Here is a 21098-nt window from a genome sequence, read left to right on the forward strand (position 1 = left end):
AAACCTCCCGCATGCCGGGCCGCCCCAAGAATCAAACCGAGACATCCCGTGCTGACCCAGAGACAAGACGCAGCGTCCCCCGGCGCACCGGTGGCCGCCACCGCAGGTATCGTGACCACGGCTGACAGCGCCGGCCAGAGCGCAGCGGCGGCCCGCAGCGGCCCGCTCACGCGCGGCAATATCGTTGCCCGCATCGAGCGCATGCCGGGAAACGCCATGCATATCCGCGCCCGGTTGCTGATCGGCCTGGCCACCTTCTTCGATGGCTTCGACGTGATCGCCATCGCCGCCACGCTGCCGCTGCTGATCGCGCAGTGGTCGCTCACGCCGGGCCAGATCGGCTTTCTGATCGCGGCGCCGTCGGTCGGCCAGTTGGTCGGGGCGCTGCTGTTCCCGGGGCTGGCCGAGCGCTTCGGCCGGCTGCGCTCGATCGGCTGGAGCGCGGGCATCATCGGGCTGATGAGCCTGGCCTGCGGCTTTGCCCCGTCGTTCGAGATCTTCGCGCTGCTGCGCATCGTGCAGGGCCTGGGCCTGGGCGGCGAACTGCCGGTGGCGGCCACCTATATCAACGAGGTCACGCGCGCCCATGGGCGCGGGCGCTTCGTGCTGCTGTACGAGGTGGTGTTCCCGATCGGGCTGATGGTGTCCAACGGCATCGGCGCCTGGCTGGTGCCGCACTACGGCTGGGAGCTGATGTATTTCATCGGCGGCGTGCCGCTGGTGCTGTTCTTCATCCTGCGCCGCGTGATCCCGGAATCGCCGCGCTGGCTGGCCGAGAAGGGCCGGCTGGACGAGGCCGATGCCGCGCTGTGGGCCTTCGAGGCGCGCGCCAGGACGCCGCTGCCGCCGCTGGGCGACACCAGCGCCTACGAACGCATGGCACAGCACCCGCGCCGCCGCGTGCGCGACCTGGTCAGCAAGCCCTATATCGGCCGCACGCTGGCGGTGTGGATGCTGTGGGCAACCTGCGGCTTTATCCAGTACGGGCTGTCGACGTGGCTGCCCACGGTCTACAAGACCGTCTACCACGCGCCGCTGCAGCTGGCGCTGAACCTCGCCGCCGGCGCCTCGGTGCTGGGCGTGGTCGGTTCGCTGGTGTGCGCGATGATTGTGGACAAGGTCGGGCGCAAGCCGGTGATCAATGTGTCGTTCCTGCTGTGCGCGCTGTCGCTGGTGCTGGCGGGGGTGTTCCACGCGTCGAACGTGTATGTGGTCGCGACCCTGTGCGCGCTGGCGATGGGGTTCCTGGCCAGCGGCTTCATCACCGCCTATGTCTATACGCCGGAACTGTATCCGACCAGCGTGCGGGCGATGGGGTGTGGGCTGGGTGGGGCGTGGCTCAAGCTGGCGGCGATCTTCGCGCCGGGGCTGATTGCCAGCACCATCGGCAGTGGTGATCTCAGCATTGCCTTCTTCGCGCTGTCCGTGGTGCCCGCGCTGGCGGCTGTCACGGTACATTTCCTTGGGATTGAGACCAAGGGCCGCGTGCTGGAGGAGCTGGAGGTCTGAACGGGCGTTGCTCGTCCCGTTCCCTTGGGGGCTGCACCGTGATCCGGTGCAGCCCTTTTTCTTTGCGCCGGAAGCTCAGCTCATCCGCGCCCCGGTAACCGCCACCACCTTCGCCCAACGCGCGATTTCCCCCTGCAGGAACTGCGTGAACTGCGCGGCATCATTGCCCACCGGCATCAGCCCTTCGCCGGCCAGGCGCTTGCGCATTGCCGGCGACGCGACCGCGGCGCGCACGGCTTTCTCCAGCTGTGCAACCACGTCCGCCGACATGCCGGCCGGCCCGAGCAGGCCGTACCACGAGCTGTAGTCGAAATTGGGCACCACGTCGGCGATCGGCGCGATCTGCGGGAACGCGGGCAGGCGCTTCAGGCTGCTGACGCCCAGCCCCTTGACCTTGCCGGCCCGCAACAGCGGCTGCACCGTGGCGACGTTGCCCAGCAGCAAGTCGGCCTGGCCGGCGACCACGTCGGCGATCGCGGGGGACGCGCCTTTGTAAGGCACGCTGACCAGGTCAATGCCCGCCTCTTGCTTGAACATCTCGCCGGCCAGGTGGTTGGCGCTGCCGAGGCCGGCCACGGCGATGCTGAGCTTGCCGGGCCTGGACTTGGCCAGCGCGATCAGCTCGCGCACGTTGTTCGCGCCCAGGTCGGGGCGTGACACCAGCAGCAGCGGCGAGGTGGCGATCAGCGAAATCGGCGTGAAGTCCTTGATCGGGTCGAACGGCTTCTTGTCGAACAGCGCGGGATTGATGGCGTGGCTGGTGTAGCTGAGCAGCAGCGTGCCGCCGTCCGGATCGGCCTTGGCCACCGCGCTCGCCGCGATGTTGCCGGCTGCGCCGCCGCGGTTCTCGACGATATAGGGGTGCTTCAGGCGTTGCTCCAGTTCAGCGGCCAGCGCGCGCGCCACCAGGTCAGTGCCGCCGCCGGGCGTGGCGCCGACCAGCAACTTGGTCACGGCCGGGGCGGCCTGCAGGGTGCCGGGCAGCATTGTGCTGGCCGCCAGCAGCGCCAGGAATTCGCGTCGTTGCATGGGTTGTCTCCGTTTCTCTCTTTATGTACCTGGACGATGGGGGCATCGTTGCGGGGGCTTCTGGCCTGCCTCTGGTGGGCGGAATGCCTTACAGCATGTGCGGGGCAACGTGGCGGCGCGTGCCGTTAGTCGTCGTCCGCATAGCGGCGGCCGGCGTCGAGCAGCTGGGGCGTGCCGATCAGCCGGTTCAGTGCGTCGAAATCGTTCATTTCCTCCATGAATGCGCGTGTGCAGCCGTCGGCCCTGAGGCCGGCGAAGTAGCGCTGCAGCTGGCGCGAGGCGAAGCGCACGGTGCCGCCCGGGTAGATCACGATGCGGTAGCCGCGCCCGCCCAGTTCGGCCGCGCTCTGGATCGGGGTCTTGCCGCCCTCGACCATATTGGCCAGCAGCGGCACGCGTGCGGCGAAGCGGCCGCAGACGCGGTCCATGTCGGCGGCTGACACTACTGCCTCGATAAACAGCGCGTCGACGCCGCAGGCCAGATAGGCTTCGGCGCGCTCGATGGCGGCGTCCAGGCCTTCCACGGCGACGGCGTCGGTGCGCGCCAGGATCAGTGTGTCGGCGCTATGGCGCGCGTCGAGAGCGGCACGCAGCTTGCCGCACATCTCGCGCACCGTGACCAGCGACTTGCCGGCGAGGTGGCCGCAACGCTTGGGAAAGCCCTGGTCCTCGAGCTGGATCATCGCCGCGCCGGCGCGCTCGAAAGCGCGCACCGTGCGCTGCGTGTTGAGCGCGTTGCCGTAGCCGGTGTCGCCGTCGACGATCACCGGCAGCGACACGCGGTCGGTGATGCGCGCCAGCACGTCGGCGGTCTCGGTGGCCGTGGTCAGGCCCACGTCGGAGTGGCCCAGCAGCGTGTAGGCGACCGCGCCGCCCGACAGGTACAGCGCCTCGAAGCCGGCCTGCTCGGCCAGCAGCGCGCTGAGGGCATCGTAGACGCCGGGCGCCAGCACCGGCTCGGGCCGGCGCAGGCGTTCCTTCAGCGAAGGGGAGTGCGTGCTGTCGCCGCTCATGCCGTGGCTCCCGCGGCCGCCTTGGCCGCATGCCCGGCCAGGATGCGCACCATGTCTTCCTGGCGCAGCTGTGGGCGCCAGGTCTCGAACAGCATGCCGAGCGCCGCCGCCTGGCGCTTCTCATAGTCAAGGAATTCCTGCGTGATCTCACTGCCGCGCACGCCGCCGCGCACCGATCCGGCACGCACGTCGCCGTAATATTCCTTCCAGTCTTCGGGCAGCGGCTGCGAACCCGGCACGGCCAGCCACAGGCGGAACAGGTGGCGCTTGCGGTCCGGCTCCTCATGGTCCTCGAACGGCGTGCGCGAATGCAGCGTGACGTAGTTGTTCAGCAGCTGCATGTCGCCTTGCTCCAGTTCCATGGTGAAGCACAGCAGCTCGCTCGGCATCAGCTCGTCGAGCAGGTCCAGCGCCTCGACCTGCGCCGGCGTCAGGCGCGGCAGCTCGGCAAAGTCGCGCTGCGCGGCGTCGGTGTTCTTGCGGTTGGTGCGCGCGGAGAAATACTCGGGATGGCTGCCGAAGACCGGGCAGCGGTAGTACGGCGGCTGGCTGGGGTCCTGCGTGCCTTGGTAGCTGTGGAAGAAGGTGTCCTTGAGCACCGGGATCAGGTCGGGGCGGCGGCGCTGCACTTCCTCATACAGCGTTATCGAACTGGTCACCTTGCTGGTGCCGCCCGCGCGCGCGGTGCGCCGGCACAGCAGGCCGACCACGTCGCACGAGTCCTGGTGAAAATCCAGCCCGGCATTGGTGTTGTAGCCGCGGCCGCCCTTGACCTTGTATTCGCCGCCTTCATTGCGCACGTCGTTCATGAACTGGCTGGCGCGGTTCTGCGTGCGGCCCACGCCCATGTACAGGCTCATGCCCCAGTAGGCCAGGCGCGATTCCTCCTCGGTCCATTCGTCGACCGGAAAGCCCTTGAGCAGGCACATGCCCCAGCCGCCCTGGGTGATGTCGATGGCGCGCCTGAGCACGGCGCGGGCGGCGTCATTGAGCGGAAAGTCGGCCTGCTGCATTGCCAGCAGCGGCTTGTTCAGTGTCCTGGCGTGGTCGAGCGCGTCACGCATGCCCTGGACTTCGGCCTCGTTCATGCGCAGTACCCAGGAGCGGTCCTCGCGGGCTTGCTGGGCGGTCCAGGCGACGGGGCGTTGCGATGCGGCGATGACTGACATGTCGGGGGCTCCTCCGTGTTTTGCGTAGCGTGCAGTGGTTGGGTTCGATCTGTGTTCGATCCCGTGAGCCCAGTCTAGCGGCGTGCCCTATCATTAGAAAAGCGAACTTATTTGAGTTACTTCATAAGATTTTTTGATGAAAATTGAGACCTTCCATACGCTTGAGGGCGTGCTGCAGACCGGCACCTTCGCCGGCGCCGCGCGTCAGGCCAACGTCACCCCCAGCGCTGTCAGCATGCAGATGAAGCAGCTTGAGCAGTACCTGGGCAAGCCGCTGTTCGACCGCTACGGGCTGCAGGCGCGGCCCAACCAGCTCGCGCGCGAGGTGGCCGACACCATGCGCCAGGCACTGCAGAACCTGGAAGCGCTGCGCTCCGGAAGTGGACTGGCGGTGGAGGGGGTAGTGCGGCTGGGGGTGATCGAGTCGCTGCAACCGGTCGTGCTGCCCGGCATCGTGCGCTATGTGCGCGAGCGCCATCCCAGGCTGGAACTGCGGCTGGTGCGCGGGCGCAGCAGCACGCTGACGGCATCGGTCAAGGCAGGCGACATCGATGCGGCGCTCGTGGCGCAGCCGGCAGCCGGCGGTTCGGCGCGGCTGCGCTGGACCCCGATGATGCGGCGCGAACTGATGCTGATCGCACCACCCGCGTCCACCGAGACCAACGTGGCCTCGCTGTTCCGCCTGTACGACTGGATCCGCTACGACCGCAATACCGTGTCCGGGGCGATGGCGGCGCAGTACGTGCATGCGCACGTGTCCGAAATCCGCGGCACGCTGGAGTTCGACAGTGCGCCGGCGATCGTGGCAATGGTCAGTGCCGGGCTGGGGGTGTCGATCCTGCAGGGGCCCGACCCGACGCTGGTGCAAAACTACCCGGTGCGGCTGGTGCGGCTGGGCCGCTCGGCGCCGGTGCTGACCCTGTCGCTGGTGACGCGCAAGGGGGATGACGACAACCGCTCGGTGGCGGCTGTGCGTGACGCCATGCGGCTGACGCTGGCCTCGTACCAGCGCCAGAGCGTGGCAGCGCGCCACTGAGGCGGCGGGAGTGAAGGCCGGGTTGGGGTGCCCGGCAAACGCTGGCTGTGGCGGCTCCGGGCGAGCAAGTCGTCCGGAAGCCGCTTTCCTTGTCAGGCCTGCGCGCGCAACAGCTTGCGCAGCCCCTGGTAGACCGCTTCGCGCTCCTCTGGCGACAACTGCCGTATCACCTGCGCCTGCCCCCGCCGCGCCAGCGGCATCACCTGGTCGTGCAGTGCCACACCAGCTTCGCTGATCGCACAGATCAGCTTCTTGCGCGGCGTGTTGCCGGCCGAAGTCAGCTGCACTAGCCCCCGTTCCTCCAGCAGCCGCAGCGTGCGGCTCACCAGCGCCTTGTCCGAGGTCGATTGCGTCACCAGCTCGGCAAACGGCAGCTCGCGCGCGTGCGCCAGCAGCGCCAGGATGCGCCACTCCGGCACGGTCAGGCCGAACTGTTCCGCATAGGGCTTGGTCACCGTGCTGCGCAGCGCGGTGACCAGCTGGCTCAGCATCGTGGTCAGGAAATTGTCGACGGTCAGGCCGCTGCCGGCCTCGTCGAGGTCGGTCCACGGGCTGGTGATGTCGGTGTCTGGCGCGGGCTGGCCCTTGGCGGGCGCGGCGTCACGGGGCATGCGTTCCTCTTGATCGGGTCTGCCGGCCGTCATGCGGGGCCGGTTTGCGGGCCAGATTGTCTCACAGCCGCTAGCCAATTCCGCCACCGTGTGTCGCTTTCACGGCAACGGGCAAGACGTATAAAAAATTACCATGTCAATTGGTATTTAACGTAAGTTGAGTTGTCAATATTGACGACCTAGGATTAATAACGTTCCTGATGTGAACGTACGTTTTACTAATAAAACAACCAAAAGTGTTGTAACCCGAGCCAACCCGGTTTTCGCGGTGCGCAAAACAGCCCACTCCAACCGCGAATGCGCCCCCACAGGAGCTGTTGATGAGACACGAACGCCCCCGCCGCCTTTTCCTTGCCGCCACTGCCATGGCCGCGCTCGCGCTTGCCGCGGGCAGCGCGCTGGCCACCGCCGCGTATCCGGCCAAGACCGTGACCATGGTCGTGGCCTATCCGCCCGGCGGCGACACCGACGCCATGGCCCGGCTCTATGCCGATAAGCTGTCGGCGCGCCTGAAGCAGCCGGTCATTGTCGAGAACCGCCCCGGCGCCGGCGGCGTGGTCGGCGCCAGCTTTGTCAGCCGCGCGCCGGCGGACGGCTACACGCTGCTGTACACGCCCAACCCTTTCACGCTGGCGCCGATGGTGCTCAGGCTGGCGCCGTCGGCCAGCTATGACCCGCTGTACGGCTTCACCCCCGTGATCCAGACCGCGGTGCAGGCGGTGCTGCTGGTGGCCAACCCGCAGGCGGGCATCAAGACCGTGGGCGAGATGATTGCCGCGGCCAAGGGCGGCAAGACGCTGACCTATGGCAGCCCGGGCGCGGGTTCGCCGATGCATATCGCCGGCGAGATGCTGAACCGCGCCGCGGGCGTGAAGATCCAGCACGTGCCGTACAAGGGCGTGGCGCCGGCGGTCAACGACGTGGTGGCGGGGCACGTGAACTTTGCCTACGTCACGCTGGGCCCGGTGGCGCAGTACATCAACACCGGCCGGCTGATCCCGCTGGCGATCACGGACGCAAAGCGCTCGCCGCTGCTGCCCAACGTGCCGACGCTGGCCGAGCTTGGCTACAAGGACGTGGTGGTCGGCGCCTGGCATGGCGTGATGGCGCCCAAGGGCACGCCGCCCGAGGTGGTCAAGGTGCTGAACCAGCAGCTCAACGACGTGCTGCGCTTGCCCGACGTGACCGAGAAGATGGCCACCTTCGGCGCCAGCCCGGTGGGCGGCGTCCCGGCCGCGCTGGAAAAGGTCAACGCGGCCGACTACGAGCGGCTGGGCAAGGTGATCCGCGACCTCGCGATCGCGGCGGAATGACGCACCGCATCGCATTCATGCAACCAGACAAGCAGGAGGCCGGCATGAGCAAGGCCATCGTGGGAAGCTCCACGCCGCAGGTGACCGCGCGGGAAAAGGTCATGGGGCGCGCGCGGTATGCCGGCGACATCAAGTTGCCCGGCATGCTGCACGCCAAGGTGCTGCGCAGCCCGCACCCGCACGCGCGTATCGTGCGCATCGACACCGCCGCGGCGAAGGCGCTGCCCGGCGTCAAGCTGGTGGTGACCGGGCAGGATGTGCCCACCCGCAACTGGGGCCCGCACCGCAAGGAGCAGCGCATCCTGGCCTGCGGCGTGGTGCGCCACGTCGGCGAGGAAGTGGCCGCGGTGGTGGCGGTCAGCGAGGAAATCGCGCGCGACGCGCTGGACCTGGTCCGCATCGAGTATGAGGCGCAGCCCGCGCTGCTGACGCCCGCAGCGGCGCTGGCCGAGGGCGCACCCGAGATCCATGCCGGCACGCGCAATATCGGCCATGAGATGCACATCGTGCGGGGCGACGTGGATGCCGCGTTCGAAGCCTGCGCCGCGGTGTATGAGGCCACCTACGACATGCACTCGCAGTATCCGGGCTACCTGGAGCCGATGGCCTCGGTGGCGGCGCAGGACGGCAACGGGCGGCTCACGCTGTGGGCCTCGACCCAGTCCGTGTTCCTGGCGCGCGCGCGGCTGGCCGAGGCGCTGGACCGGCCGGTCTCGACCATCCGCGTGGTGCAGGCCACCACCGGCGGCGGCTTCGGCGCCAAGATCGTCGAGGAGAACAACAGCCTGATCTGCGCCTTCCTGGCCAGCCGGCTGGAGCGCCCGGTGCGGCTGGTCAACAACCGGCTGGAAGACTTCCAGGGCGCGCGCGCCAGCGTGCCGATGAAAGTGTGGCTGCGCATGGGGCTGTCGGCGGACGGGGTGATCCTGGCCAAGGATGTGCGCATCACGGCCGAATGCGGCGTTTACTCCGGGCTTGCCGGTGACGTGATGCACGTCACCGTCATGCGCAGCGACAATATGCACCGCGTGCAGAACGTGCGCTCGCACGCGGTCATGGCCTATACCAACAACCCGCCGCGCGGCGCCTTCCGCGGCTTTGGCGGGCAGCAGATGCAGTTTCCGCTGAACTGCCACCTGACGGTGCTGGCCGGCATGGTCGGCATGGACCCGGTGGAGGTGCACAAGCGCAATGCGATCGGCGCCGGCGAGACCAGCGTGCATGGCTGGAAGATCAGCAGCACCGGCATGGCCGAGTGCCTGGACATGACCCGCAAGGCCATCGGCTGGGACGAGAAGCGCGCCGCCCCGCGCAGCACCGGCACGCGCCGGCGCGGCGTGGGCATTGCCGCGGCCATGCACGTCAGCGGCAACCGCACGCTGGGCAACTGGGACGGCTCGACCATCCTGCTCAAGGTCAACGAGGACGGCCGCGTAATGCTGCAGACCAGCGAATGCGACATGGGGCAGGGCGCCAACACCATGCTCAGCCAGATCTGCGCGCAGGAGCTGGGCATCCCGCTGTCGCACATCACCGTGATGGCGCCGGATACCGATACCGCGCCGTTCTGCCTGGGCTCGCTGGCGTCGCGCGTGACCATCATCGCCGGCAATGCAGTGCTGCGTGCCGCGCGCGAGGCGCGGCAGAAGCTGCTGGCACTCGCGGCGGAGAAGCTCGGCGTGGACGCGGAACAACTGGAGATTGCCGATGGCCGCATCGCCGCGCCGGACCAGCCCGACAAGTCCGCCACGCTGGCGGAGATCGCGCGGCTGCATATCTTCCGCCACGGCGGCGAGGGCATCCATGTTCGCGCCACCTATGACGCGCCCACGGTGATGCACGATGCCGACTACTACGGCAACGTCGCGCCCGCGCACTCCTTCGCGGCACAGGCGGTGGAAGTGGAAGTCGACACCAGCACCGGCCAGGTTACCGTGATCGACAGCTTTGTCGCCGACGACTGCGGCAAGGCCATCAACCCGCTCGCCGTGCACGGCCAGACCCACGGCGCGACCGTGCAGGCGATCGGCTGGACCCTGTACGAGAACCTGCAATATGAGGATGGCCGCCTGATGAACGGCAACTTTGCCGACTACACCATGCCTACCGCCGACGCAGTGCCGATGCTGCGCACTGACGTGGTGGAATCGAACGATCCCAACGGCCCCTATGGTGCCAAGGGCGCCAGCGAAACCGCGATCCTGCCGGGCGCGGCGGCGATCGCCAATGCCGTGTTCGACGCCGTGGGCGTGCGCATCCAGTCGCTGCCGATCACGCCGGAGAAGGTGCTGGCTGGCCTGCGCGAACTGAAGCAGAAGGAGGCCGCCCATGCGTGACTTTGCATTCCTTGAGCCGGCCACCGTGGCCGAGGCCAGCCAGATGCTGGCCGACCTGGGCGACAGTTGCCGCATCCTTGCCGGCGGCACCGCGCTGATGCTCGGCATGCGCCAGCGCATGCTGACGCCCGGCCACCTGGTCTCGCTGGGCCGGCTTGATGCGCTGCGCGGCATCACCTTCGATGCGCGCGAGGGCCTGCGCATCGGCGCGCTGACCTTGCATGCCGAGGTGGCGCGCTCGCCGCTGGTGCAGGCGCACTACCCCATGCTGGCCAGCATGGCCTCGCGCGTGGCCAATCCGCAGGTGCGCAACCAGGGCACCATCGGCGGCAACCTCTGCTATGCCGACCCCGCCACCGATCCGCCGGGCTGCATGATGGCGCTGGGCGCGCGGATTGTGGTCAGCGGCCGAGGCGGCGAGCGCGAGATCGATATCGAGGACTTCCTGGTCGACTACTACGTCACGGCGCTGGCGCCCGACGAGATCCTCACGCAGATCCGCGTGCCGGCGCCGGGTGCCGGCGCCGATGGCCGCTATGCGCGCTTCCTGCGCACCGCCGCCGAGCACCGGCCGCTCGCCAGCGTGGCGCTGGCGGTGCGGCGCGAGGGCGCGTTCTGCGTCGAGGCCCACCTGGCGGTAGGCGCGTCCACGCCGATTCCGGCCCGGCTGCGCCGCGCCGAAGCGCTACTGGCCGGCAAGGCCGTCACCGCGGAACTGGCCGAGGAAGCGGCCGCCATTGTCGCCGCGGACATCAACGCGGTCTCGGACATGCGCGGGTCCGAAAGCTACCGGCGCGAGATGGTGCGGGTAGTCGCGCGCCGCACCATTGCCGAGCTGTTCGGCGTGGCATCGGAGTAAGGAGTCCTCATGAACCAAGTCAGCATCGAACTCACCGTCAACGGCGAAGAACACCAGGTGGAGGTGCCGGCGCGGCGCCTGCTGTCCGACCTGCTGCGCGACGACCTGAACCTGACCGGCACCAAGCGCGGCTGCGAGACCGGCATCTGTGGTGCCTGCTCCGTGCTGGTCGACGGCGAGGTGGTCAAGTCCTGCCTGATGCTCGCCGTGCAGGCACGCGGGCGCCATGTGATGACCGTGGAGGGGCTGGCCGCCGACGGCCAGCTGCATCCGCTGCAGCAGTGCTTCATGGACAACGGCGGGCTGCAGTGCGGCTATTGCACCCCGGGCTTCCTGATGGCCTCGTGCGCGCTGCTTGCCAACAACCCCAACCCTACCGAAGACGAGGTCCGCCACGGCCTGAACGGCAACCTGTGCCGTTGCACGGGCTATGTCGGCATCGTTGAATCGGTCCTGTCCGCCGCGGAGAAAATGCGTGGAAATTGAAAAGACCCTGGTCACCGCGGCGCCGCCGGCGCGCGTGTGGGAGCTGCTGCTCGACCCCAACGTGATGGGCGCGTGCGTGCCCGGCATGGAATCGATCGAGGTGCTGAGCGATGTCGAGTACATCGCCCATATGGCGGTCAAGATCGCCTTCATCAACGCGCGCTTCCGTCTGCATACCAAGATTGTCGAGACACGCGCGCCGCATTACCTGCGCACCGAGGGCACCGGCGAGGATGCTTCGGTGGCCAGCTCGCTGCGCCAGTCGAGCGAGCTCTTCCTGACCGCGCTGGACGATGGCGGCACGCAGGTGCGTATCAAGGTGCAGGTGGACGTGCTGGGCCGGCTGGGCACGTTCGGCCTGAGCGTGATGAAGACCAAGGCCGACCGCATGTGGGACGAGTTCGGCGCCAACCTGCTGGCACGGCTGTCGCCGCAGGAGGCGCAAGCAGCGCCCGAGCCGGCGGCGAAGTCCGCACCTGCGGCACCGGTGGCATCGGCCGCGGCGGTCAACGGCCATGCGGTGCTGCCGGCGCAGTCCACGCCGCCGGCACCCGCCGCCGCCGGGCTGTTCTCGCGGCTGTTCGGGCGCGGCGAGGCCGCGCGCGGGCCGCTGTCGGACATCTGCGTCGAGCTGCGCCGCCGCGACGAGACCATCGTGGTGCGCTGGCCCGCCGCCCAGGGCGAGCAATGCGCGGCCTGGCTGCGCGACTACCTGCGCCCAGGGGCATAGGCGGGCCCGGGGCGGGGTCTGCCGGCAATACGGGTACCCTACGGGGTGCAGGCGTGATATATGAGAGCGTTACGCCAAGACCGAATATTGCAGAGACAGACCATGACGACCGATTCGCCGCAGGAAGACACGCAGGAAAGCGGCCAGGAGGGCGCCCAAGAGAGCGCCCAGGACAAGTACATCGTGCCGGGGCTGGAGCGCGGCCTGCGGCTGCTGGCCGAATTCAGCAGCCGTGAGCGCACCTTGTCGGCGGCCGAGCTGGCGCGCCGGCTCAAGGTGCCGCGTTCGACCGTGTTCCGGCTGCTGGCCACGCTGGAAATGATGGGCTTCGTCGAGCGCACCGACGGCGGGCGCGAGTTCCGCCTGGGCATGGCGGTGCTGCGGCTGGGCTTTGACTACCTGGCTTCGCTGGAGCTGACCGAGCTGGGCCGCCCGCTGCTGGACCGGCTGCGCGACGAGATCCACTATCCGTGCAACCTGGTGGTGCGCGACGGGCGCTCCATCGTCTATGTGGCCAAGTCGGTGGCCTCGCGCCCGTTTGCCAGCACGGTCAATGTCGGCACGCGGCTGCCGGCGCATGCCACCGTGCTGGGCCGCGTGCTGCTGGAGGATCTGTCGCTGGCGGAGTTGCGCGCGCTGTATCCGGAGGAGCGCCTGGAGGTGTATTCCGAAAGCACCCCGCGCACCGTCGAAGAGCTGTACGACATGGTCCAGCGCGACCGCCAGCGCGGCTATGTGCTGCATGAAGGGTTCTTCGAGGCCAGCATCTCCACCATCGCGGCGCCGGTGCGCGACCGCAGCGGCAAGGTGGTGGCGGCGCTGGGCGCGACCATCCCGGCCTCGCGCATCGATCCGGACCAGCTCGACAACGTGGTGGAACAGGTCAGGCGGGCGGCGGCCGAGCTGTCGCGACTGCTCGACTACCGGCCGGAGGTGCCGAAGCCGTTCGCGTGACGGCAACGCGCGCCGCCTGCCATCCGATGGGAAGCAATATGCAGCAATGCAAGAGATACAACAGGTCGCCGCGCCGGCGGCAATGGCTGGTTGGCACGGCGCTGGCCGCTGCGGTGGCGGCGTGCGTGCCGTGGCAGGCGGTACAGGCCGCCGGTTGTGCGAACGTGCGCATCGTGGTGCCGTTCCCCGCCGGCGGCCCGGCAGACCAGCTCGCGCGCACGCTGGCGCACGGGCTGCAGCAGCGGCGCGGCACGCCGTTCGTGGTCGACAACAAGCCTGGCGCCAACGGCAATATCGGCATTGACACGGTGCGGCGCGCACCGGGCGACGGCTGCACGCTGCTGGTGGCCCCGGCGGGCAACCTGACCATCAACCCGACGCTGATGCCGGCGCTGACCTACAACGTCGAGCGTGATTTCCGGCCGGTGTCGCTGCTGGCGGGCTCGCCCAACGTGCTGGCGGTGCATCCGTCAGTGAAAGCGAATTCCGTGCAGGAGCTGGTCAGGCTGGCCCAGCAGGCAGAGAAGTCCGGCAAGCCGCTGGGCTACGCCAGCCCGGGCGTCGGCAGCGGCCTGCACCTGGCCGGCGAACTGTTCCGCAACAAGGCCGGCATCACGCTGCTGCACGTGCCCTACAAAGGCACCACGCAGGCGCTCAACGACGTGGTGGGCGGGCAGGTGCCGGTACTGTTCGGCACATGGCCGACGCTGGCGCCGTTCATCCAGTCCGGCGCGCTGCGCGCGCTGGCGGTGACGCAGCCCAGGCGCTCGCCGGCCGCGCCGAACGTGCCGTCGCTGGCCGAGCAGGGCGTGCCCGGCATCGACGTCAGTTCCTGGTATGCGCTGCTGGTGCCCAAGGCCACGCCGCAGCCGGCGGCCGATGCGCTCAGCGCCGACGTGCGCGCGCTGCTGGCAACGCCCGCGGTGCGTGCCGAGCTGCAGCGCCAGGGTATGGAGCCGGTGGGCAGCACGCCGCAGGCGCTCGAGGCCCGCATCCGCGAGGAAACCGCGGCGTGGGCGAAGCTGATCAAGGCGTACGGGATTACCGCGGAGTAGTGGCACAGCGGTACCCCATCAGGCCCGACAGGTCGCGCGCGGCCTGCCTGACTTCCTTCGCCACGCGCTCGCGCAGCGCGCCATCGGCTTCAAAGCGCTGCTGCGGTCCCGCCACGCTGATGGCGGCGATCACGTCGCCGTCGGCGCCGCGCACCGGTGCCGCGCAGGAATCGATGCCCGGTTCATAGGCGGAGAAGCTCCAGGCGCAGCCGCGTTCGCGGTCGGCGGCAAGGATATCGGCCAGCCGCGCGTGGGTGGCCGGGCTCTGGCCGGTGACCGTCGGCAGCGGATCGGGCCCCAGCAGCTCGCGCAGCGTCTCCGGCGGCAGCTCGGCAATCAGCATCCGCCCGGGCGTGGTCAGGTGCGCGGCAACGCGGCTGCCCACCTGGATATTGCTGACCAGCGAGGCCGCGGGCATCTGCCGCAGCAGGTAGAGTGCATCGCCGCCATCGCGCACAGCCAGGTAGGCCGACAGCTGCAGCGACGCGCTCAGCCGGGCCAGCACGCGTGCGGCAAAGCTGGTCAGGTCATTGGTGGCCAGCACGCGCGAGGCCAGCTTCAGGAAGTTGAAGCCTACCTGGTGTCCGCCTTGCGGCAGGCGTTCCACCATGCCCTCATGCTCCAGTGTGTCCAGCAGCCGCATCACGGTGACGCGGTTCACGTCGATGCGCCGGCCCACTTCGCTCAGGTTGGCGGTGGCGCCGCCCTCGGCGATGAAGCGCAGCAGGCGCAGGCCGCGGATCACCGGCGAGACCAGCTGGGCTTCGCGGGCGTCTTCCGTATCGGCATCGTCGGCAAGGTCAGGCTGTGGGCGGGACTTGGGCATGGTGGTGTCTGCTGTCAACGGAAAACGGCCGCGCAGGCGGCCGTGCCGGCGGAAACGATCGCCTCGGCTTCAGCCGAGGGCGACGTTCCAAGCGTCGTAATCGTACACCCAGTCGGCATTGCCGCCTTCCTTCAGCCAGGCATTGCTGCGCGAGCCGATCTGGATGCGGCTGGTGCGTTCGTGGCGCGCGGCCTGGTAGCGCGCCAGCGCGGCGGGCACGCCTGCGGCACCGCCGCGCGCGCTATCAGCGAGGCAGCGTGCGAGCACTACACCGTCTTCAATCGCCATGCCTGCACCTTGCGCCATGAACGGCATCATCGGATGGCAGGCGTCGCCCATTATCGTGACCGGGCCGGCGGACCATGCCGGCAGCGGGTCGCGCACGTACAGCGCGGAGATCAGCACCTCGTCGCAGGCATCCAGCAGTGCGCGGGCCTCGGGGTGGAAGCCGGCATAGGCGCTGCGCAGGTCTTCCACGCGGCCCGGCGTGGTCCAGGACTCATGGCGCCAGGCTTCCTGCGCGACGGTGGCGAACATAAAGATGTCGCGGCCGCGGTTGAGCGGGAAGGTGACGATCTGCGTGGCGGACTCCGGGCCCCACCATTTGGTGAAGGCGCCCAGGTTGGGCACGCCGGCGAGGCGCTCGGCCGGAACGACCGCGCGGTAGGCCACCACGCCGGTGAAGATCGGGCTTTCCTGGCCGAACAGGGCGGTGCGCACGGTCGAGTGGATGCCGTCGGCGCCGACCAGCACATCGACGCGCTCCTTTGCGCCATTGGCGAAGCGCAGCGTGGCGCCATCGGCATGCGGCTCGATGGCCACGGCCTTGTGGCCAAGGCGCACGCATTCGGACGGCACGGCGGCTTCCAGTGCGGTCATCAGGTCGGCGCGGTGCATGGTCAGCTGCGGGGCGCCGTAGCGGCGCTCGGCGTCTTCCTGCATCGGCAGGCGGGAAGTTTCTTCGCCGGTGTCCCACATGCGGCTGATGCGGTGGCTGGGGCGTGCGGCGGTTTCACGCAGGGCGGCGCCGATGCCTAGCCCGTCGAGGGCGCGTACGGCGTTGGGGGTCAGGTTGATGTCGGCGCCTACGCGGGCGAAGCGGGGGGCTTGTTCGTAGACGATGGCGTCCATGCCGAGCTTGCGTAGTGCGATGGCTGCGGCGAGGCCTCCGATGCCGGCGCCGTTGATTCCGATCTTTAGGGGCATTTTGTCTGCCTGTTGGCTGTGTTTATGTTCAAAAATGTACTATATGTTCATAAAAATATATGGGCGTGAGGGATGAGCCGTCAATTAAGGGTGAACCCTAGGAGAGAACCCTAGGAGGGGCTTTCAGCGCTTTTGGCGGATTGGAGCGGTCGGTCTGTGGCTCTTGGCAGGCGTGGGCTGTTTCGCCGGCGTAGCCGGCGAGTCACTTTTTGTCCGAGCGACAAAAAGTAACCAAAAAACGCGTCGCCTATGCGGCTGGCAATCAATTCCACGGTGTTGGTGGTTCGCACGGTGGTGCTTGCCGTTTGGGCGTGGGTGCCCTTTCGACCCTGCTACGCCATGTGAGTGTGGGGCAGTGCCTGCGTTAACCCACTATTGAACGATCCCCATGCAGGGCGTAGGCCGCCTGCTGCAAACGGCATTGCGGGGACGCCTACGGCCGCTGCGCAGGCCCAAAGTGCCCTGTCGGTTTTTCTGCGTTTGCGCGGAGCGCAACCGAAGGCGTTGATGCGATATCGCCAAACTCCAAAAAAAAACAGCCGCACACGGCGGCTGCTCTTGAAACCATCACTGGTACACGAACGCTCAAAGCCCCAACACAAGCTTGGCAATGATATTGCGCTGGATCTCGTTAGACCCTCCGTAAATCGACGCCTTGCGATAGTTGAAATAACGCGGCGCCAGCACGGCAGCATATTCAGGCCCGACACGCGGCGCGGCCTCGCGTCCCTGCAATTGAGCCCAGGTGTCCTGCACGAACGGCAACGCCGCCGGCCCCGCGGCTTCCACCGCAAGTTCGCTGGCCGCCTGCAGGGTTTCAGTGCCCGTGAGCTTCAGCATGCTCGACGCGGCCCCGATCGAGGTCCCGGATTCCACGCCTGAGAACACCCGCAACTCAACCGCTTCAAGCGCGGCAGCACGCAGGTGCAGCGCCGCCAGCTTGCGGCGGAAGGCGGCATCGTCCAGCAAGCGGCCACCGTCGTCGGCAGGCTGCTCCGCGGCAATATCCGCGATCTTCGACAGCTGCTTGCGCAGCATCGGGCTATACGTACCGCCGCGCTCGAATTCCAGCAGGTACTTGGCATAGGTCCAGCCCTTGCCTTCCTCCCCGATGCGGTTCGCCACCGGCACGCGCACGTTCTCGAAGAACACCTGGTTCACTTCCTGCTGGCCGGTCATGGGACCGTCCAGCGTCGGCAGTGCTGACACCGTGATGCCGGGGGTATGCAGGTCGAGCAGCAGGAACGAAATCCCTTCCTGGCGCTTCGATTCGCGGCTGGTCCGCACCAGGCAGAACATCCAGTCGGCCCACTGCGCATGCGTGGTCCAGATCTTGGAGCCGTTCAGGATGTAGTGCTCGCCGTCGCTGTCGGTGCCATGATCGGCGCGCATCTGCAGCGAGGCCAGGTCGGAGCCGGAGTTCGGTTCGGAATATCCCTGGCACCACCACACATCCGAGCTCAGGATCGGCGGCAGGAAGCGCTGCTTCTGTTCGGGCGTGCCGTACTTCATGATCACCGGCGCCACCATCTTCAGGCCCATCGGCGACACTGGCGGGCAGCCCGCGGCGGCCAGTTCCGACTGGAAGATAAAGCGCTCGGTCGAGCTCCAGCCCGGGCCGCCATATTCTTTCGGCCAGTTCGGCGCGGCCCAGCCGCGCGCGTGCAGCGCCTTCTGCCAGCGCAGTTGCGCGGCCTTGTCGAGGTAGCCGTTCTTGGACTGCGCCATCATCGCGCGCAGGTCGGCGTCATAGGCCTGGGCGATCCAGGCGCGCACGTCTTCACGGAACTGCTGGTCTTGCGGGGAGAAATCGAGATTCATCGACGGGCCTCGCTGGGTAATCGTCTGTGTTCGGGAATGCCGGCTTCAGGCCGCGGCCTGGGCGGGGTAGAGCAGGTCGGCGTAGCGGCGCAGGTGGTGCTCGGCCGAGCCCAGCTGCAGGTCGATCGCGGTGACGCGCTTGAAGTAGTGGCCCACGGCCAGCTCTTCGGTGACGCCCATGCCGCCGTGGATCTGCACCGCCGCCTGGCCGACAAAGGCACCGGCCTGGCCGGCCTGGATCTTGGCCGCGCACGCCGCCTGGGCGCGTGCCTGCGGTGCGCTGGCGGCCTGCATCGCCGCCACCTGGGTCAGCGCCACGGATTGCTCCAGCTGCATGTACATGTCGGCCATGCGGTGCTGCAGTACCTGGAAGGTGCCGATCGGCACGCCGAACTGCTTGCGCTGGCGCGCATAGTCGATGGTGTCGGCCAGCATGCGGGCCATGGCGCCATTGGCTTCGGCAGAGAGCGCGACCATGGCTTCGTCGCACAGTTGTTCGATCAGCGCAAAGGCTTCGCCTTCCGCGCCGATGCGCTGGCTGGCTGGCACCTGCACGTTGTCGAGCAGCACCTCGGCGGCGCGCAGGCCGTCGAAGGTCGGGTACTCGCGCAGCGTCACGCCCGGCGTGTCGCGTGCAATCCAGAACAGGCTGATGCCGTCCCGGTCGCGGCGCGCGCCGGAGGTGCGGGCGCTGACCACCAGGTGGGTGGCGAACGGCGCGCCGACCACGGCCCGCTTGTGCCCGCTCAGCTTGTAGCCGTTGCCCTGGCGCGCGGCGCTGGCCTGCACGTCGTGGCGGCAATAGCGGCTGGTGGGTTCGGCGTGGGCCCAGGCGGCGGTGGCTTCGCCGCCGATGATGGCCGGCACCCACTGCGCGGCCAGCTCGGGGCTGCTGTGCATCAGCGCGCCGCCGCCCAGCACCACGGTGCCCAGGTAGGGCTCCAGCACCAGATGGCGGCCCAGCTGCTCCATCACGATCATGTGCTCGGCCGCGCCGCCGCCCAGGCCACCCAGCGTCTCGGGGTAGGCCGCGCCGAGAATGCCGAGCTCGCGCGCGAATGCGCGCCAGCAATCCGGGCGCCAGCCCGCGGCGGACTGCACGGCAGCGCGGCGGGCTTCGAAATCATAGTGGTCGGCCAGGTAACGCGCGAGCGTGTCGCGCAGCATCGACTGTTCTTCGCTGAACTGGAAATCCACCTTGGCTCCTTTGGAATGGGGGTGAGGCGTGATTGCGGTAGTCTGGCGGGCATCATCGTGCCAGGCCGCCCGGTGGCGCATCGTCGCATCGGACGAAGCTGTCCCGACGCGCCCGCGGCCCTGTTTTGCGGCACTGCGGCAAAGCGGCGGCGGTGTCGCTTCGTCGCTTCCGACGATTGTTGAACCGGCCGACGTTCCGAGAATGCGGGATCGGCATCCGCCAACACACCGACACCCGTCGAGGAGTTCAACGCCATGCATCCGCACATCCACGCGCAGCGCACGCCCGACAAACCAGCCGTCATCATGGGCAGCAGCGGCGCAGTCGTCACCTACCGCGAACTGGACGAACGCTCGAACCAGGTCGCCCATCTGTTCCGCAGCCAGGGACTGCAGCCCGGTGACCGCGTGGCGTTCATGATCGAGAATCATCCGCGCCTGTTCGAACTGTGCTGGGGCGCGCAGCGCAGCGGCATTGTCTATATCTGCCTGAGCACGCGGCTGAACGTGGCCGATGCCGCCTACATCATCAATGACAGCGGCGCGAAGCTGCTGGTCACCACGCACGCGCAGGCCGAGGTCGCGGCAGCCCTGGCCGGGCAGACGCCGGCATTGCGTGGCAGGTTGATGCTGGATGGCACCGTGCCGGGCTATGACGCGTACGAGACCGCGCTGGCGCGCTGCCCGGCAACGCGCATCGATGACGAAGTGACCGGCGGCGACATGCTGTATTCGTCCGGCACCACGGGCCGGCCGAAGGGGGTGTATGCGCCGCCGTCGAGCGCGAATATCGAAGATCCCACGACCCTGACCAGCCTGTGCCAGCGGCTCTATGGCTTCGATGCCGAGACGCGCTACCTGTCGCCCGCGCCGCTGTACCACGCGGCGCCGCTGCGCTACAACATGACCGTGCAGGCGCTGGGCGGGACCGCGGTGGTGATGGAGCATTTCGATGCCGAGCACTACCTGCAGCTGGTGCAGCAGCACCGCATCACGCATACGCAGCTGGTGCCGACGATGTTCTCGCGCATGCTCAAGCTGCCCGAGGCGCAGCGGCAGGCCTATGACGTGTCGTCGCTGCGCGTGGCGATCCACGCGGCCGCGCCGTGCCCGGTGCAGGTCAAGGAAGCCATGATCGCGTGGTGGGGACCGGTGATCTGGGAGTACTACGCAGGGACGGAAGGCAATGGCGTGACCGTGGTCAGCACGCCGGAGTGGCTGGAGCGCAAGGGCACGGTGGGCCGGGCCATGGTCGGCAAGCTGCGCATCTGCGGACCGGACGGCGCGCTGCTGCCGCCGGGCGAATCGGGCACGATCTACTTTGCCGAAGGCCGCGCCTTTGCGTACCACAATGACGAGGCCAAGACCGCGGAGTCGCGCCACCCGCAGCAGCCGGACTGGAGCACCATCGGCGATGTCGGCTACGCGGATGCGGACGGCTACCTGTACCTGACCGACCGCAAGGCCAACATGATCATCTCCGGCGGCGTCAACATCTACCCGCAGGAGGCCGAGAATCTGCTGATGACGCATCCCAAGGTGATGGACGTGGCCGTGATCGGCGTGCCCAACGAGGACTTCGGCGAAGAGGTCAAGGCCGTGGTGCAGCCGGCCGACATGGGCCAGGCCGGGCCCGAGCTGGCCGCGGAACTGATCGCGTTCTGCCGCGCCAGCCTGTCGGCCATCAAGTGCCCGCGCTCGGTCGACTTCGAGTCCGAGCTGCCGCGCCTGCCGACCGGCAAGCTGCTCAAGCGGCTACTGCGCGACCGCTACTGGGCCGGCCACGCCAACAAACTGGTGTAGGCCGCTTGCCGCCGCCCGCATTTTCGCCAGTGCGGCGGTTTACGTCATAATCCTCCGTTACATCACAGCCACGGCCGCCCGGCTGCATCCGCAGCGCGGGCGGCGCATCGCGCGGCCTGCAACGGCAGCGATGTGCGGGAGACGA

Annotated in this window: 18 protein-coding genes; 10 read left to right on the forward strand and 8 right to left on the reverse strand. The window is 68.3% G+C overall.

Features of this window, described 5'->3' with window-relative positions:
- Window positions 1-90 precede the first annotated feature (90 nt).
- Window positions 91-1509, forward strand: a complete 1419-nt coding sequence (locus AC3WL8_RS30945; protein WP_080569583.1) for an MFS transporter — start codon at window positions 91-93, stop codon at window positions 1507-1509.
- Window positions 1510-1584: 75 nt separating this feature from the next.
- Here AC3WL8_RS30945 and AC3WL8_RS30950 read toward each other — a convergent pair whose 3' ends face one another.
- The 3 genes from AC3WL8_RS30950 to AC3WL8_RS30960 all read right to left on the reverse strand — a co-directional run bounded on the left by AC3WL8_RS30950 (window position 1585) and on the right by AC3WL8_RS30960 (window position 4720).
- Window positions 1585-2538, reverse strand: coding sequence for a tripartite tricarboxylate transporter substrate binding protein (locus AC3WL8_RS30950; protein WP_153955489.1), 954 nt, complete (start codon window positions 2536-2538; stop codon window positions 1585-1587).
- 125 nt (window positions 2539-2663) lie between these two features.
- Window positions 2664-3551, reverse strand: a complete 888-nt coding sequence (locus AC3WL8_RS30955; protein WP_492379554.1) for an isocitrate lyase/PEP mutase family protein — start codon at window positions 3549-3551, stop codon at window positions 2664-2666.
- Window positions 3548-4720, reverse strand: coding sequence for a TauD/TfdA family dioxygenase (locus AC3WL8_RS30960; RefSeq protein WP_492379555.1), 1173 nt, complete (start codon window positions 4718-4720; stop codon window positions 3548-3550). The genes AC3WL8_RS30955 and AC3WL8_RS30960 overlap by 4 nt, the downstream gene beginning before the upstream one ends.
- 136 nt (window positions 4721-4856) lie before the next feature.
- Here AC3WL8_RS30960 and AC3WL8_RS30965 point away from each other — a divergent pair, with 136 nt between their 5' ends.
- On the forward strand, window positions 4857-5756 hold the full coding sequence (locus AC3WL8_RS30965; protein ID WP_492379556.1) for a LysR family transcriptional regulator: 900 nt from the start codon (window positions 4857-4859) through the stop codon (window positions 5754-5756).
- A gap of 92 nt (window positions 5757-5848) precedes the next feature.
- On the opposite strand, the gene AC3WL8_RS30970 is transcribed toward AC3WL8_RS30965, so the two are convergent.
- Window positions 5849-6367, reverse strand: coding sequence for a MarR family winged helix-turn-helix transcriptional regulator (locus tag AC3WL8_RS30970; protein ID WP_492379557.1), 519 nt, complete (start codon window positions 6365-6367; stop codon window positions 5849-5851).
- A 320-nt stretch (window positions 6368-6687) separates the two neighbouring features.
- On the opposite strand from AC3WL8_RS30970, the gene AC3WL8_RS30975 reads away from it, so the two are divergent.
- The 7 genes from AC3WL8_RS30975 (at window position 6688) to AC3WL8_RS31005 (ending at window position 14100) form a co-directional block, all read left to right on the forward strand.
- Complete coding sequence (locus tag AC3WL8_RS30975) at window positions 6688-7680, forward strand: tripartite tricarboxylate transporter substrate binding protein (protein ID WP_013952378.1); 993 nt, start codon at window positions 6688-6690, stop codon at window positions 7678-7680.
- Between the two features lie 44 nt (window positions 7681-7724).
- On the forward strand, window positions 7725-10016 hold the full coding sequence (locus AC3WL8_RS30980; protein WP_492379558.1) for a xanthine dehydrogenase family protein molybdopterin-binding subunit: 2292 nt from the start codon (window positions 7725-7727) through the stop codon (window positions 10014-10016).
- Window positions 10009-10875 carry an FAD binding domain-containing protein gene (locus AC3WL8_RS30985; protein WP_013952380.1) on the forward strand — a complete coding sequence of 289 codons (867 nt, stop codon included), beginning with the start codon at window positions 10009-10011 and terminating at the stop codon, window positions 10873-10875. Before AC3WL8_RS30980 ends, AC3WL8_RS30985 begins: the two co-directional genes overlap by 8 nt.
- A 9-nt stretch (window positions 10876-10884) precedes the next feature.
- A complete protein-coding gene (locus tag AC3WL8_RS30990; protein ID WP_010811673.1) occupies window positions 10885-11361 on the forward strand; it encodes a (2Fe-2S)-binding protein in 477 nt (158 codons plus the stop codon).
- A complete protein-coding gene (locus AC3WL8_RS30995; protein WP_013952381.1) occupies window positions 11351-12091 on the forward strand; it encodes an SRPBCC family protein in 741 nt (246 codons plus the stop codon). The genes AC3WL8_RS30990 and AC3WL8_RS30995 overlap by 11 nt, the downstream gene beginning before the upstream one ends.
- A gap of 102 nt (window positions 12092-12193) precedes the next feature.
- Window positions 12194-13045 (forward strand): IclR family transcriptional regulator, encoded by an 852-nt coding sequence (locus AC3WL8_RS31000; RefSeq protein WP_018311864.1) that lies wholly within the window; start codon window positions 12194-12196, stop codon window positions 13043-13045.
- A gap of 38 nt (window positions 13046-13083) precedes the next feature.
- Window positions 13084-14100: a Bug family tripartite tricarboxylate transporter substrate binding protein gene (locus AC3WL8_RS31005; protein ID WP_013952383.1), complete on the forward strand. Its 1017-nt coding sequence runs from the start codon at window positions 13084-13086 to the stop codon at window positions 14098-14100.
- On the opposite strand, the gene AC3WL8_RS31010 is transcribed toward AC3WL8_RS31005, so the two are convergent.
- From AC3WL8_RS31010 to AC3WL8_RS31025, 4 genes are all read right to left on the reverse strand, one after another.
- The gene (locus AC3WL8_RS31010; RefSeq protein WP_013952384.1) at window positions 14087-14926 is read right to left on the reverse strand and encodes an IclR family transcriptional regulator; all 840 of its coding nucleotides are present in this window, start codon (window positions 14924-14926) and stop codon (window positions 14087-14089) included. The genes AC3WL8_RS31005 and AC3WL8_RS31010 overlap by 14 nt on opposite strands.
- Window positions 14927-14995: 69 nt before the next feature.
- Entirely contained in the window at window positions 14996-16132 is a 1137-nt protein-coding gene (locus AC3WL8_RS31015) for an FAD-dependent monooxygenase (protein ID WP_153955493.1), read from the reverse strand.
- 585 nt (window positions 16133-16717) lie between these two features.
- Window positions 16718-17953, reverse strand: a complete 1236-nt coding sequence (locus tag AC3WL8_RS31020) for an acyl-CoA dehydrogenase family protein (RefSeq protein WP_492379559.1) — start codon at window positions 17951-17953, stop codon at window positions 16718-16720.
- A gap of 45 nt (window positions 17954-17998) precedes the next feature.
- Window positions 17999-19150: an acyl-CoA dehydrogenase family protein gene (locus AC3WL8_RS31025; protein ID WP_211979726.1), complete on the reverse strand. Its 1152-nt coding sequence runs from the start codon at window positions 19148-19150 to the stop codon at window positions 17999-18001.
- A 255-nt stretch (window positions 19151-19405) separates the two neighbouring features.
- Here AC3WL8_RS31025 and AC3WL8_RS31030 point away from each other — a divergent pair, with 255 nt between their 5' ends.
- Complete coding sequence (locus AC3WL8_RS31030) at window positions 19406-20953, forward strand: AMP-binding protein (protein ID WP_013952388.1); 1548 nt, start codon at window positions 19406-19408, stop codon at window positions 20951-20953.
- Window positions 20954-21098 lie beyond the last annotated feature (145 nt).

The sequence above is a fragment of the Cupriavidus sp. FW305-F7 genome (genome assembly GCF_058782875.1).

Bases quoted from the DNA above. Each gene is read 5' to 3' on its own strand.
- AC3WL8_RS30950 (WP_153955489.1), bottom strand. From the start codon at position 2,538: ATGCAACGACGCGAATTCCTGGCGCTGCTGGCGGCCAGCACAATGCTG.
- AC3WL8_RS30955 (WP_492379554.1), bottom strand. From the start codon at position 3,551: ATGAGCGGCGACAGCACGCACTCCCCTTCGCTGAAGGAACGCCTGCGC.
- AC3WL8_RS30960 (WP_492379555.1), bottom strand. From the start codon at position 4,720: ATGTCAGTCATCGCCGCATCGCAACGCCCCGTCGCCTGGACCGCCCAG.
- AC3WL8_RS30965 (WP_492379556.1), top strand. From the start codon at position 4,857: ATGAAAATTGAGACCTTCCATACGCTTGAGGGCGTGCTGCAGACCGGC.
- AC3WL8_RS30970 (WP_492379557.1), bottom strand. From the start codon at position 6,367: ATGCCCCGTGACGCCGCGCCCGCCAAGGGCCAGCCCGCGCCAGACACC.
- AC3WL8_RS30975 (WP_013952378.1), top strand. From the start codon at position 6,688: ATGAGACACGAACGCCCCCGCCGCCTTTTCCTTGCCGCCACTGCCATG.
- AC3WL8_RS30980 (WP_492379558.1), top strand. From the start codon at position 7,725: ATGAGCAAGGCCATCGTGGGAAGCTCCACGCCGCAGGTGACCGCGCGG.
- AC3WL8_RS30985 (WP_013952380.1), top strand. From the start codon at position 10,009: ATGCGTGACTTTGCATTCCTTGAGCCGGCCACCGTGGCCGAGGCCAGC.
- AC3WL8_RS30990 (WP_010811673.1), top strand. From the start codon at position 10,885: ATGAACCAAGTCAGCATCGAACTCACCGTCAACGGCGAAGAACACCAG.
- AC3WL8_RS31000 (WP_018311864.1), top strand. From the start codon at position 12,194: ATGACGACCGATTCGCCGCAGGAAGACACGCAGGAAAGCGGCCAGGAG.
- AC3WL8_RS31005 (WP_013952383.1), top strand. From the start codon at position 13,084: ATGCAGCAATGCAAGAGATACAACAGGTCGCCGCGCCGGCGGCAATGG.
- AC3WL8_RS31010 (WP_013952384.1), bottom strand. From the start codon at position 14,926: ATGCCCAAGTCCCGCCCACAGCCTGACCTTGCCGACGATGCCGATACG.
- AC3WL8_RS31015 (WP_153955493.1), bottom strand. From the start codon at position 16,132: ATGCCCCTAAAGATCGGAATCAACGGCGCCGGCATCGGAGGCCTCGCC.
- AC3WL8_RS31020 (WP_492379559.1), bottom strand. From the start codon at position 17,953: ATGAATCTCGATTTCTCCCCGCAAGACCAGCAGTTCCGTGAAGACGTG.
- AC3WL8_RS31030 (WP_013952388.1), top strand. From the start codon at position 19,406: ATGCATCCGCACATCCACGCGCAGCGCACGCCCGACAAACCAGCCGTC.